This window comes from Luteimonas sp. TWI662 (assembly GCF_039673825.1).
In the GTDB taxonomy this organism is placed as follows: domain Bacteria; phylum Pseudomonadota; class Gammaproteobacteria; order Xanthomonadales; family Xanthomonadaceae; genus Luteimonas.
Map to the genome: position 1 here is coordinate 189,885 of NZ_JBDJMI010000001.1, position 13,525 is coordinate 203,409.

Below are 13,525 nucleotides of genomic sequence, written 5' to 3' on the forward strand. Positions count from 1 at the left end.
CGGCTACCGGTGTTTTGTCGCGGGTGGCACGACCGGCAAATCCACCAGCGACCAAGGAAGACAGCCCGATTCGTTTGCAGTACCGCCGAGCTTCGCCGCCGCCTCGGCCCTCTCGCCCACACGAAAAACCCCGCACATGGCGGGGTCTGTTGTATCGGCGGCGACGCTTGAAAAGGTCAGGCTGTCAGCGCTTCCAAGACGTGCTTGGGATCGTTATGGATTGCACGCAGCAACACCTTTGCTGGCCCAGTCGGATCACGGCGGCCTTGTTCCCAGTTGCGCAGGGTGCCGACAGGAACGTCGATCACCTTGGCAAACTTGGACTGTGAAAGGCCAGTCAATGCACGGACCTTCTTGACCTGTACGGCATCAACGTGGAACTCGCGGGACGGAGCGCGCTCACCGCGCGTGATCTCGCCCATCTGCTCCATGCTCTCCAAGAGCTGCGCAAAGAGATTGTTATCCATCATGTCCACCCGTCTTTGATCGCTTTGAGTTGCTTGCGTTGCACTGCGGTCAGATCGTCCTGAACGCCCTTTTTGTAGATCAGCAGCAGCCGAATCTGGTCGGCCTCGTCCACGAAGTAATAGATCACCCGCACGCCACCGCGCTTACCTTTGCCCCCAGCTGCCCAGCGCACCTTGCGAAGGCCCCCTGTGCCCTTGATGACATCCCCCGCATGCGGGTTGCCTATCAGGCATTGCTGGAAGCTCGAATATTCATCATCCGTCAGCAACTCGCACAGAAGCCCTGTGAAGATGGGAGTTTCGATGAAGATCATGGATGCGAATTTACGCCAGCGGCCGACAGTACGTCAATGGCGTATACCTGGGCAGTTCAGGAGGCCAATCTGGCGACCGCTTCGGCGAGCTTGTCCGGGGCCAGATGCGCATAGCGCAGCGTCATCTTGATATCGAGGTGCCCCCCAGTTAGCGCACGGTATTCAGGTCCACGTCCGCCACGACCAGGCGCTCTGCGAACGCGTGGCGCAAGTCATGACACCGGAAGTCGGCCAAATCGCGGATGGCCCTCGGTGCCACGCTCGACGCGCCAGGCATTCTGGCTCTACGCGCGCCCTCGCGCTTCGTCAGTGCCTTGCGCAACCGCCTCTCCTCGTCGGGCGTCAGGTAGCGCACACCGCTATCGTCAGCGCCCTTAGCCTGATTGACCGACTTCGCGAACGTGGCTTCGATCGCATCCACGCTAGCCTGGACGGACTTCTGATTCGCCTTCGCCCATGACGCGTCTTGCTCCGCGATGAAGTCGCCCAAGGTCAGCGGTTTGGGCCTGGATGCCTCGACAACCGCCAACTGCGACGCACGATGCCGTGCCGGGCCAGCATCGCATCGAGCCGGCGCTGTACACAGCGCCGTTCGTCGTCGGTCCTGGCCTTGACGAGGATGCGCTGCGCGAGGGCTTCGAACTGAGGGTCGAACGCCTCGCGCACGCGCAGCTTCTCCAGCCAGACCGGCAGCATGCCGGCCAATTCGTCCAACGCCGCTTCCAGTTCGTCGGGCAAACCGGGACTCATGCGGTCGCCGCCCCGCCGGCTTCGCCGCGTGGCCATTGCAGGACGAGTTCGCGCCGCACGGCGGCACGCTCGAGCTGGATCCGCAGGCCGTCCTGGGGCACGCCATCGAGCGTCAACGATGCTGGCCCGATATCGGTCTGGACGATCTCGATTCGGTACAACGCGTCACCATTTCGGAACTGCATCCGGTAGCCCGGCCACGCCTCGGGCACGCACGGCGCGATCTCGAGCGTCTGTCCACGGATCCGCAAACCGAGCAGCGATTCGGTCAGCAACCGATACATCCAGCCAGCCGAGCCGGTGTACCAGGTCCAACCGCCGCGGCCGACATGCGGCGCGACGCCGTAGACATCGGCCGCCATCACGTAGGGTTCGACCTTGTAGACGGCCGCGCCGGCCGCGTCCGCGGCGTGGTGGATGGGATTGATCATCCGCGCCAGGTCCCATGCGCGCTCGCGGTCGCCGAGCGCCGCGAATGCCATCGCCGACCACACCGCGGCGTGCGTGTACTGGCCGCCGTTCTCGCGCACACCAGGCACATAGCCGCGGATGTAGCCCGGGTCGTGCGCGGTCCGGTCGAACGGGGGATCGAGCAGTTGGATCAGGCCGGCCTCACGCTTGACCAGGTGGGTCTCGAGCGCGGCCATCGCCAACCGTGCACGTTCGAGATCGGCTGCGCCCGACAGCACCGCCCAGCTCTGGGAGATCGAATCGATCCGGCATTCGTCGCTGTCCCGCGAGCCGATCGGGGTCCCGTCGTCGAACCACGCCCGCCGGTACCAGCCGCCATCCCAGGCGTGGGCTTCGAGATCGCGCTGCAGCCGCGTCGCCGCGTCCGCGCAGGTGGTGGCGAACGCCGCGTCGCCGCGCGCCTCGGCGACGCTGGAAAAACGTTGCAGGACGTCGAACAGGAAGAAGCCCAGCCACACGCTTTCGCCGCGTCCGCCCTCGCCGACCCGGTTCATGCCGTCGTTCCAGTCGCCAGTTCCCATCAGCGGCAGTCCGCGCTCGCCGAGCAGGGCCATCCCGCGCACAAGCGCACTCACGCAGTGGTCGTAGAGCGACTGCACGCGCCCGGAGGCCACCGGCAGGTCGTAGTAGGACTCCTCGTCGGCATTGACCAGCCTGCCCTCGATGTAACCGACGCGCTCGTCGAGCACGCTGTCGTCGCCGGTCGCCTCGAGATAGCGGCACGCCGCCAACGGCAGCCACAGGTAGTCGTCCGAGCAGCGCGTGCGTACGCCGCGGTCGGCCGGCGGGTGCCACCAGTGCAGCACGTCGCCCTGCGGGAATTGGTGCGCGGCGCTGAGCAGAAGATGCGCGCGCGTCAGCGCCGGCACCGCATGCACCGTCGCCATCGTGTCCTGGAGCTGGTCACGGAACCCGAACGCGCCGCCGGACTGGTAGTACCCGCTGCGCGCGACATAGCGGCACGCCAGCGTCTGGTAGATCAGCCAGCCGTTGACCATCAGGTCCGTGGCCGGGTCCGGCGTCTCCACACGCACCTTGCCGAGCGTCTGCAGCCAGTGCAAACGCACCGCATCGAGCGCGTCATGGGCCGGCGCCGAACCGCGCAGCCGCTGCGCAAGTTGCAGGGCGGCGGGCATATCGTCCTCGATGCCGAGCCGGAACACGGTCTCGGCCGCCTGGCCCGGCCCCAGGTCCACCTGCACCTGGATCGCGGCGCACGGGTCGAGTCCCGCGCCGAGCCGGCCGGACAACCGCGTCCGGCGCATCGCGTCAGGATTGCGCAGGCTGCCGTTGCGACCGAGGAACTCGGTCCGGTCGCCGGTGAAACTGCGGCGATCGCCGTCGACGTCGAAGAACGCGACGCGCCCGGCGAACTCGGTGTTGTAGGGATTGCGCGCGGTCAGTACACCGCTCGCTGGGTCCTGTTCGCTGACGACGTGCATCTGCGTCTTCACCCGCAGGTCGCCGAGGACCCATTCGGCGTAGCCGGTCGCCGACAGCCGCCGCGCACGATCGGAGAGATTACGCAGCTTGAGCACCGAGAACTTCACCGGATCGCGCAGCGCCGTATAGATCCACAGTTCGCTGGCGATACCGTCCTCGACGTGCTCGTAGACGCTGTAGCCGAAGCCGTGCCGGGTCCGGTAGGCACCGCGCCCGCGCCGCGGCAGCGGCATCGGCGACCAGACATGACCGCTGTCCTCGTCGCGCAGATAGAAGGCTTCCCCCGCCGCATCGGACACCGGATCGTTATGCCAAGGCGTCAGCCGGAACTCGTGCGCGTTCTCGAACCAGGTGTAGCCCGGGCCGCTCTCGCTGACCACCGTGCCGAGCCTGGGATTGGCCATGACGTTGGACCAAGGCGCCGGCGTGCTGGCGCCCTCGTCGAGCACGACGACGTACTCACGGCCGTCAGCGGCGAACGCACCGGTGCCGTTGTCGAACAGTGCGGCCTCGGCCACCGCCTCGAACGGCCACGGGTCTTCGGCCGGACCGGGCGGCGCGCCTGGCGGCGGCAGTCCATGGCGGCCGGCGTCGATGCCCTGCTCGTCCACGGTCGCGAAGCTGTCCGCATCCGCCACCAACAGCGGCTCCTCGCGCTCGGGCGTCGTATGGCGCCCGACCTGCGCTTCCAGCGTGCCGTGCTGGTCGCTCACGATCACCCGGGCGACCGACTGCACCAGGATGCGGTCTTCCTGGGAGATCTGCTGCGCCGGCCGCACGAAGATCCCGCCAGGCCGGTCGAGCACGTTGCCCTCCGGCCCTGCGGACACCAGGCCCAGGATCTGTTCCTGCAACTGCTGGCGGTAGCTGGCCTGGTCCTCGTTCCAGATCACCAGATCGACATTGAGCCCTTTGAGCCGCCAGTAGGCGTGCGCCTGAACCATCTGCCGCACCAGCTCGATGTTCTCGGCATCGGCGATCTGCACCAGCACGATCGGCAGGTCGCCGGAAATCGAGTGCCCCCACAGGCCGGACTGCCCACGCCGGTTCTGCAGCAGCACTGCGCTGTCGGCGCGCAGGAACGGATGGGCGAACACCATCAACCCGGCGATGCGCTCGTAGAGTTGCGCATCGGCCTGCGACGCGTTGATCTGTCGGCGCACGACCTGGCTGTGGGTCCAGGCCAGGTCGAACACGCGATCGGCGAGCCGGCGGTCGCGGTATTTGTCGATCAGCGCCGCACAGGCGTCACGGTCATCGCCGACGCCGGTGACCAGATCGAGCACCGCGGTCTGCTCCGGCGCCAGCGTGATCCGGACCCGGATCGAGACAATCGGATCGAGCACCGAGCCTGCGGTGTCCGACAGCGCACCGGGAACGCGCATGGCCTGCGGCTCGCGGGGTGTGTTGCCGCGTCCGAGGAAGCGCGCGCGGTCGGTCTCGTAGGAGATCCCGACGATATCGGCGCCGTGCGCAGCGAGCAGGTGGAACATCCACGGCGGCATTTCGTCGCGCGCGCGCGGACGCCGCGTGCACAGCAGCGCCTGCTTCTCGCGCACGATCTCGGTCTGCACGAACAGGTTGCCGAAGGCGGGATGGAGTTCGTCGACGATCGCAGGTGCCAGCACCACCTCGGCATAGGTGGTGACTTCGATCGTACGCGCGTGGCGCGAGCGATTGCTCAGACGCAGCCGCCGCAGCTCGATATCGTCCTCGGCCGAAACGGCGATCTCCAGGTGCGTCTCCAGGCCCCGCCTGCGCCCGCGGAACTCGGCCTTGGCATCGGAGAAGATCGCCTCGTAGTGTTCGACCGGTACGCAGGTCGGTTGGTAGGCAGCCGACCACACGTCGCCGTCCTCGACATCGCGCAGATAGCAGAACGCGCCCCAGTGGTCGCGCGTGCCGTCCTCACGCCAGCGGGTGACGGCCATGTCGTGCCGACGCAGGTAGCCGCCGCCGGCTCCGGTAAGCAAGGCGTGGAAGCGGCCGTTCGACAGCATCTGCACGGCAGGCCGCGAGGCGTCGGGGGTGCGGAACACCCGCAGACGCGTCTCGCCGACCGACGCAGTACCGCGCACCCCGACCGACTCCAACGCGTGCGGACGGACCACACCGGTGCGTGGCACGCGCTCTTGCAGCAGCAACAACGTCGCCTGGAACTCCGCATCGGCGACAAAGCGGCGCTGCATCGGCTGTTCGCGCAGCAGGTGATCGAGCGCCAGGAATCCCATGCCCTGGTGGTGGGCCATGAACGAACGCACGACCGCATGGGTCTGACCGCGCGGGAGCCTGGAAGGCGTGTAGTCGATTGCCTCGAACATGCCCAAGCGCCCGGAGAAGCCCGCGGCATCGAGCCGCTGCAGGTTCTGGGTGGCCGCCTCGGGCGCGACCATCAGCGCCATCATCGTTGCGTAGGGGGCGATCACCAGATCCTCGCCCAGTCCACGCTTGAGCCCGAGCCCGGGCACGCCGAACGCGCGGTACTGGTAGTTCATCCGCGTATCGACGGTGTTGTAGCCCGACTCGGAAATCCCCCACGGCACCTCGTGCTGGCGGCCATAGGCGATCTGCGCATTGACCGCATGTCGGGCGGTCTGGTCGAGCAGTGTGTCCGGATAGCTGGGCATCACCAGTTGCGGCATCAGATACTCGAACATCGAGCCGCTCCACGACATCAGCGTCGCATCGCCGTCGACCTCGGTCAGCAGCCGGCCGAGTGCGAACCAGGTGTCCTGCGGCAGTTGGCCCTGCGCAATCGCAACGAAACTGCACAACCGCGCTTCCGAGGCCAGCAGGTCGTAATGGCCCTGGTCGAGACGTCGGTTGTCGACGTCGTAGCCGATCGACAGCAGTTGCCGCGCCCGGTCATAGAGGAAGCCGTACTCCATCAGCGAGAACTGGCCCGCCACGTGCGCCAGACGCTCGAGCTCGCGCACCCGGGTGCGAGCGCGCTTGCGCACCACCGGATCGTTGCCCGGGGCGCACAGGGCACGCAGCGACGGGATCGCGCCCGCGGTCGCCGGCCCGTCGTCCCGGCCGGCGACTGCCTCGGCCGCGGGCAGCCAGTCCGACAGCGCGTCGCGCGCCTCGTCGCACGCGGTCCGCAGGCGCTCTGCCCACTGCGCGACCTCGTCGTCGGCCGCGGCCGGGTCGTCGGCTGCAGGCGTCATCTCCGCCAGCGGCGCGGCCAGTGCGCGCAGCGCCTCGAGCGTGGACAGGGCCGAGGCCATCGTGGATGGCGGCGAGCCGATCGCGCGGGTCAGCGCCGCTTCCAGCGCACCGGCCGCGGCGGTCCAGGAGCCGGTCGCGCGTGCCTGCGCGTTGGCCGCCTGCACCAGCACCCCGAGCGTGTCGGCCAGGCCGGCGTATGTCTGCGGCGCGAGCACCGGGGCATCGATCAGTCCCAGCAGCCCCTGCCGCAGCGTCAGCAGATGTCCAGCCAAGTTGCCGCTGTCGACGGTCGAGATGTAGCGCGGCGGCAACGGCGCAAGCGTTTCGGTGTCGTACCAGTTGTAGAAGTGGCCGCGATGGCGCGGCAGCCGGTCGAGCGTCGCGAACATCTGCCCGGTGCGCCGCATGAGGGCCGGGGCCTGCAGATACCCGAAGTCCCATGCAGCGAGATGCGCCAGCAGCGACAGTCCGATATTGGTCGGCGAGGTGCGCCGCGCGACCACCAGCGTGGGATGCTCCTGGATGTTGTCCGGCGGCAGCCAGTGATCCTCGGCGCGGATGTTGACCTCGAAGAACCCCCAGGTGCGCCGGGCCAGCCGGCCGAGAAAGGCCCGCTGGGCCGCGGACAGTTCGGCGCTGCGCTGCGGTGGCGCGCGGCCCAGCCAGGCCATCAGCAGCGGGGACGCGGCCCACAGCGCCAGCACTGGGCCAGCGACCCAGAGCGCCCCCGGCTGCAGGCGCCACAACGTCACGGCCGTGACCAGCGACAGCAGCGATGCGGGCCACATCGTGCGCAGTTCCGCCGCCATGCCGCTGCCCAGCGTCCGCTCGACTTCGCTCGACGGATTCCATTGCAGCAAGTGGCGACCGCTGACCAGCGTCCGCCACAGCGTCAGCGCGATCGCCGACAGGCTGAACATCGCCTCGTACGGCAGGCACGCCACGTTGACCAGCGCGCGCAACAGCCCGCGGCCGGTCGCATCGCCGACCTGCAGCAGGTGCGTGTCCAGGCGCATGTCCGCCGGCTTCGACAGCAGGTCGCGCAGGGCGGGCACCAGCACCGGCGCGAAGAACACCGCCAGCAGCCACAGCGTCCAGGGCAGTGGCGCGGGTTGCGTCAGCCAGCCGAACAGCAGCAGCGCCAGCGCCGAGACCGGCACCAGACTGCGACGCAGGTTGTCGAGCAGCTTGCCGCGAGAGAGCGTCGACAACGGATTGCGCACGAGGCCGCGCGCACTCGGCACCCACGGCAGCAGCCAGGGCAGCAGCTGCCAATCGCCGCGGATCCAACGGTGACGGCGCTTGACGTCGGCGGCATAGCGCGACGGGTAATCCTCGTAGAGCCGCACGTCGCTGACCAGGCCGGCCCGCGCGTAGCAGCCCTCGAGCAGATCGTGGCTGAGAATGCGATTGTCGGGCAGGCGCCCGTGCAGCGCCTGCTCGAACGCATCGACATCGTAGATGCCCTTGCCGACGAAGGAGCCCTCGCCGAACAGGTCCTGATAGACGTCCGACACCGTGCGCGTGTACGGATCGATGCCCGGCTCGCTGCCGTACATGCGCGCGTAACGGCTGATCCGGCGACCGCTGAAGCTGCTGCCCACGCTCGGCTGCAGGATGCCGTAGCCGCGCGTGACCAACTGGCGCTGCGGGTCGAAGCGGGCGCGATTCAGCGGATGCGCGAGCGTGCCGACGAACGCACGTGCCGCATCGCGCGGCAACCGGGTGTCGGTGTCGAGCGTGATCACGTACCGCACGTTCGCCAGCACATCGACCCGGCCGACGACCTGCTCGAACGCGCTGGTGCCGGCGCCGCGCAGCAGCCCGTTCAACGCGGCAAGCTTTCCGCGCTTGCGCTCCTCGCCGATCCAGCGACCTTCGCCGGCATTCCACTTGCGCGGCCGGTGAAGCAGGAAGAAGCGGTCGCCGCCCGGTGCCGGGCTGTCGCCCCGATAACGCTGATTGAGGCCCGCGATCGCCGCCGCCGCATGCGCCAGCACGTCGGCATCGCCGGGCAACTGCGCGTGGTCGGCATCGAGATAGTCGCTGAGCAGGGCGAAATGCAGATGCGCATCGCGGTTGGCGAGGAACCGCACCTCGAGCCCCTCGACCAGCGCATCGACTGTGCCGATGTCGCCGAACATGCACGGCACCACCACCAGTGTGCGCGACGCGGCGGGGATGCCTTCCGAAAAATCGAGCCGCGGCAGCGGTCTGGGCGGTACCACCACCGTCGCCAGCCAGTTGGTCAGCGCGATGCCGAGTTCGCTGAACGCCAGCACGCCCAACACGGCGAGCAGCCACACCGGCGCCCAGGCAACTTCGCGCGCGCCGGACTGCCCCAGCAGGCCGCTGGCCGCGAGCGCGACGACGACGGCGATCAGCGCGAGATAGACCGGCAGCGGGACGGTGCGAGGCACGATCCGGATCGGCGCGCGTCCGCGCACCGACGCCAGCGCGGCGACCGTCTGCCCGACCCCGTCGTCGACGAGGTAGTAGCCCACGTGCGCCTCGATCGCCTCGGCGGGATGGGTCCGTGCCAGGCGCAGCGTGGCCCGCGCAACCTCGACCTCATCGACGCCCGCACGCCGCGCCATCCGCTCGACGGCATGGCGATAGTGGTCGCGTGTGCCGAAGTCCATCAGGGCATAGGTCGCGGCGGGATCCTCGCGCAACACCGCGTCGACCAGGCTCATGGTCTCGACGTACTCGCGCCAGTCCATCGTCGCCAGGAAGCGCAGGCTGCCGATGCTGTTGCCGATCGACACCTGGTCGGCGGCCTGCTGCTGGCTCTCGGCATGGACCAGCGCATCGATGCGCAGCCCCACCTCGGCCAGCCATTGTTCGACCCACGTCAGCGGCATCGACAGCAGCGCTCCCCGCCCATGCAAGCCGCGGGTGAGTTCCGCGACGAAGGCCCCGGTCGCCGGCGGGGTACTGCGCGCCAGGTCGGCGACGACCAGCACCACGTCGCGCGGCGACCGCGCCGCAGTCGCATTGAGTCGCTCGGCCCAGCGGCGTGCGAGACGGTGATCCTCGCCGTCGCGCATCACCCGCACCGCCATGCGGCGCAGGTTCTCGAGCACAGCCAGGCGCAGCATGATCGGGATCGCCCACAGCTCGCCGAGCGTCAACGGGGTCACCGACTGGTAGGCGGCGACGAACCGGCTCAACGTCGTCGCATCGACCTGGCCGTCGCCATGCGCCACTGCCTCCATCGCCAGATCGTAGACCCGCGGCAGGCCAGCCAATGCCCCGTGAGAGAGTGCGGGCAGTTCGCGGCTGTAGCCCTTGGGCAGGTGCCGGCGCGCCAGCCGCACCTGCTCCTCGATCAGATGATAGTTGTCGAGCAACCACTCGCCCGCGGGCGTGATACGGATTTCGTCGCGCACCATCAGCGACAAGAAGGTCCGTGCATCCTCGAGCAGCGCCGCGTTCTCGCTCAGTCGCGCCAGCAGGCGGTCAGGGACGCGGCGGGACTGGATCGCATGGCCCAGCGCCAGCGCCCTGCCGTGCAGTTCCATCTGTTCGGCACTCAACAGCTGCGCGCGCAGCGGCGCTTCCGTCCCGGCGTCGGCGGGAAGCGCGGCGTGCCCCAACCGCGCGCTCCTGCGTAGGCGCCACCAACGGCGGAACATCCTTGAAGCAGCGACCATAGAAGAACCCGTCGGGCCCGACGGCCCTCGTCTCCATCATTGCACCCACCCAAGATCCGGGCGTGACGATGGATCGACGTGTCGCCGGCGCCGAGGGGCTTCCCCCGCTGCGCAGCCCCGCGACCGACGCGCCCGATGGGGCGGCGCCAGCCACCGGTTCGGCAGCCGCACAGCGGACCCGCAGGCGGCTCACTGGATCAGGCTGGCGGCCTTGATCTTCTGGATCTGGTCGCGGATGCGCCCGGCCTCCTCGAACTCGAGGTCGCGCGCATGCTGGTACATCTGCTGCTCGAGCGACTTGAGCTTGGCTGCGAGCTTGTCGGGCGACAGCGCCGCGTAGTGCTCGACAGGTTCGGCGACCTTGCGGCTCTTGCCGCGGCCCTTCTTCTCGAGCTCGGGTTCGGCGCGTGCGCCTTCCATGATATCGACGATCGCGCGGGCGACCGAGCGCGGCGTGATGCCGTGCTCGGCGTTGTACTCGACCTGCTTCTGGCGTCGGCGGTCGGTCTCGTCGAGTGCGGTCTGCATCGAGTTGGTGATGCGATCGGCATACAGGATGGCCTTGCCGCGCAGGTTACGGGCGGCGCGGCCGATCGTCTGGATCAGCGAGCCGCCCGAACGCAGGAAGCCCTCCTTGTCGGCATCGAGGATCGCGACCAGCGACACCTCGGGCATGTCCAGGCCCTCGCGCAAAAGGTTGATGCCCACCAGCACGTCGAACTTGCCCAACCGCAGATCGCGGATGATCTCCACCCGCTCGACAGTGTCGATGTCCGAGTGCAGATAGCGCACCTTGACGTCGTGTTCGCTCAGGTACTCGGTCAGGTTCTCAGCCATGCGCTTGGTCAGCGTCGTGATCAGCACCCGGTCGCCCATCGCCACGCGCTCGCGGATCTCGCCGAGCACGTCGTCGACCTGGGTCGCGACCGGCCGGATCTCGACCACTGGGTCGATCAGGCCAGTCGGGCGCACGACCAGTTCCACCACCTGGCCTTGCGACTTCTCCATCTCGTAGCTGCCGGGCGTGGCCGAGACGAAGATCGCCCGCGGCGAGCGCCCTTCCCACTCCTCGAACTTCAGCGGCCGGTTGTCCAACGCCGAGGGCAGCCGGAAACCGAAGTTCACCAAGGTCTCCTTGCGCGAACGGTCGCCCTTGTACATCGCCCCGATCTGCGGGACGGTGACATGCGACTCGTCGATGACCAGCAGCGCATCGGGCGGCAAGTAGTCGAACAGGCACGGCGGCGCCTCGCCGGGCATGCGCCCGGTCAGATGGCGCGAGTAGTTCTCCACGCCATTGCAGTAGCCGACCTCGGCCATCATCTCCAGGTCGAACTGGGTGCGCTGCTGCAACCGCTGCGCCTCCACCAGCTTGTTCTCAGCGTAGAACTGCTCCAACCGCGGCGGCAACTCGGCCTTGATCGCCTCGATCGCGTCGAGCGTCGTGCGCCGCGTGGTCACGTAGTGCGACTTGGGATAGATCGTGTAGCGCTGCAGAGTGCGCCGGGTCTCGCCGGTCAGCGGGTCGAACTGGGTGATGCGTTCGATCTCGCCGTCGAACAACTCGATGCGCAATGCCTCGGCATCGGACTCGGCCGGGTGCACGTCGATCGTCTCGCCGCGCACGCGGTAGGTGCCGCGGCGCAGCTCGTGGTCGTTGCGGCTGTACTGCATCTCGGTCAGCCGCCGGATCAGCTCGCGCTGGTCGATGCGCTCGCCGCGCACCATGTGCAGCACCATCCGGAAGTACTCGTTCGGATCGCCCAGGCCGTAGATCGCCGAGACCGTGCACACGATGATCGCATCGCGACGCTCGAGCAGCGCCTTGGTCGCCGACAGCCGCATCTGCTCGATGTGCTCGTTCACCGAGCTGTCCTTCTCGATGTAGGTGTCCGACGACGGCACGTAGGCTTCGGGCTGGTAGTAGTCGTAATAGCTGACGAAGTACTCGACCGCGTTGTGCGGGAAGAACGATTTGAACTCGCCGTAGAGCTGCGCCGCCAGCGTCTTGTTGGGCGCCATCACCAGGGTCGGCTTCTGCACCCGCTGGATCACGTTGGCAATGGTGTAGGTCTTGCCCGAGCCGGTCACGCCAAGCAGCGTCTGATGCGCCAAACCGGCCTCGAAGCCCTCGACCAGTTGCTCGATCGCATGCGGCTGGTCGCCCGCCGGCTGGTACGGCGAGACGAGCTGGAAGCCGGCGGGTTGGATGGCGTCGTTCATGGCGTCTGCGATGCGAAGGAGCACTTGAAATGGGGGCGACCACCGCTGGCGACAACCGTCACCACGGGAACCTCCGACGATAGCAGCCGGAGGTTTCCGACCCGTGGAGGCGGCCTGCACCGAGCGAAGCCGCAACCCGGACTGCCCATGCTGATCGCTCCCGTTCAGGAGGATCGGCCATGCACCGCGAACGCGGCGTCACCTTGCTCGAACTGATGTGCGCTGTCGGCGTGCTGCTGCTGTTCACGCTGATCGGAGTTCCCGCCCTTGCACAGGCAGTGGCGGCCTATCGCGCGATATCGGCTGCCGAGCACCTCAGGGCCGACCTGGCCCTGGCCCGCAGTGCCGCCGTCACCGGCGGCAAGAGCGTCGTCGTCTGCCCGCGCACCGAGGACAACCGATGCCGCGACGACGGCATCTGGACACTGGGCTGGGTGGTGTTGCGGGACCCGGACCGCAATCTCGCCGCCGACGCCGACCACGACCTGCTGCGCATCGCCAGGCCGCCGGGGCTGGCGACCGGCGCCCTCGCCTTCGATGCCAACCGCCCCTTCGTGCGCTACCGGCCCGACGGCCGCAGCGTCGGGACCAACCTCACCGTCGCCGTCTGCAGCGCCGGCCGCGTCCAGCGCCGGCTCATCGTCAACAACGCCGGGCGCGTGCGGACCGAGCGCCGCCCGGACGCGGTCCCATGCGGCATGGGCTGACGACCTCGTCCTCCCGCACCCGTCCCGGCTGTGCCACGCCTCCTCGGGAGCGCTTGACCTCCCGCGACGAACCCTTAAACTACGCGTCCCCGCCCGAATAGCTCAGCCGGTTAGAGCACTTGACTGTTAATCAGGGGGTCGTTGGTTCGAGTCCAACTTCGGGCGCCAAATTCAAGAGGTCCGCAGCGATGCGGGCCTTTTTTGTGTCCAATACTATTGCGGCCGTCCAATACGACGGTCATCTGCGACTGGCCGAACTGCCCCGTGAGACGTCGCCGGCGTCGCCATCGCACGCACCCCAAACTCGTCTCAGTACGACATGA

At 68.2% G+C, this 13,525-nt stretch carries 7 protein-coding genes and 1 tRNA gene; 2 read left to right on the forward strand and 6 right to left on the reverse strand.

Annotated elements, in window-relative coordinates:
* Positions 1-176: 176 nt before the first annotated feature.
* From nadS to uvrB, 6 genes are all read right to left on the reverse strand, one after another.
* Positions 177-467 carry a NadS family protein gene (gene nadS / locus ABE488_RS00960; protein ID WP_346443126.1) on the reverse strand — a complete coding sequence of 97 codons (291 nt, stop codon included), beginning with the start codon at positions 465-467 and terminating at the stop codon, positions 177-179.
* Positions 467-781, reverse strand: coding sequence for a hypothetical protein (locus ABE488_RS00965; protein ID WP_346443127.1), 315 nt, complete (start codon positions 779-781; stop codon positions 467-469). Before ABE488_RS00965 ends, nadS begins: the two co-directional genes overlap by 1 nt.
* 148 nt (positions 782-929) lie before the next feature.
* On the reverse strand, positions 930-1,271 hold the full coding sequence (locus ABE488_RS00970; protein ID WP_346443129.1) for a hypothetical protein: 342 nt from the start codon (positions 1,269-1,271) through the stop codon (positions 930-932).
* 2 nt (positions 1,272-1,273) lie between these two features.
* Entirely contained in the window at positions 1,274-1,531 is a 258-nt protein-coding gene (locus tag ABE488_RS00975) for a hypothetical protein (protein ID WP_346443131.1), read from the reverse strand.
* Positions 1,528-10,140 (reverse strand): glucoamylase family protein, encoded by an 8,613-nt coding sequence (locus tag ABE488_RS00980; protein ID WP_346446984.1) that lies wholly within the window; start codon positions 10,138-10,140, stop codon positions 1,528-1,530. Before ABE488_RS00980 ends, ABE488_RS00975 begins: the two co-directional genes overlap by 4 nt.
* Positions 10,141-10,461: 321 nt before the next feature.
* Complete coding sequence (gene uvrB / locus ABE488_RS00985; RefSeq protein WP_346446736.1) at positions 10,462-12,495, reverse strand: excinuclease ABC subunit UvrB; 2,034 nt, start codon at positions 12,493-12,495, stop codon at positions 10,462-10,464.
* 179 nt (positions 12,496-12,674) lie between these two features.
* Between uvrB and ABE488_RS00990 the strand changes: the two genes are divergently transcribed.
* Positions 12,675-13,202 (forward strand): GspH/FimT family pseudopilin, encoded by a 528-nt coding sequence (locus ABE488_RS00990; RefSeq protein ID WP_346446738.1) that lies wholly within the window; start codon positions 12,675-12,677, stop codon positions 13,200-13,202.
* Positions 13,203-13,293: 91 nt separating this feature from the next.
* Positions 13,294-13,370, forward strand: a tRNA-Asn gene (locus ABE488_RS00995).
* Positions 13,371-13,525: the final 155 nt, after the last annotated feature.

What these genes read in the sequence shown, in the direction of transcription:
- nadS (WP_346443126.1), bottom strand. Translation starts at nt 467, where the DNA reads ATGGATAACAATCTCTTTGCGCAGCTCTTGGAGAGCATGGAGCAGATG.
- ABE488_RS00965 (WP_346443127.1), bottom strand. Translation starts at nt 781, where the DNA reads ATGATCTTCATCGAAACTCCCATCTTCACAGGGCTTCTGTGCGAGTTG.
- ABE488_RS00975 (WP_346443131.1), bottom strand. Translation starts at nt 1,531, where the DNA reads ATGAGTCCCGGTTTGCCCGACGAACTGGAAGCGGCGTTGGACGAATTG.
- ABE488_RS00980 (WP_346446984.1), bottom strand. Translation starts at nt 10,140, where the DNA reads ATGGAACTGCACGGCAGGGCGCTGGCGCTGGGCCATGCGATCCAGTCC.
- uvrB (WP_346446736.1), bottom strand. Translation starts at nt 12,495, where the DNA reads ATGAACGACGCCATCCAACCCGCCGGCTTCCAGCTCGTCTCGCCGTAC.
- ABE488_RS00990 (WP_346446738.1), top strand. Translation starts at nt 12,675, where the DNA reads ATGCACCGCGAACGCGGCGTCACCTTGCTCGAACTGATGTGCGCTGTC.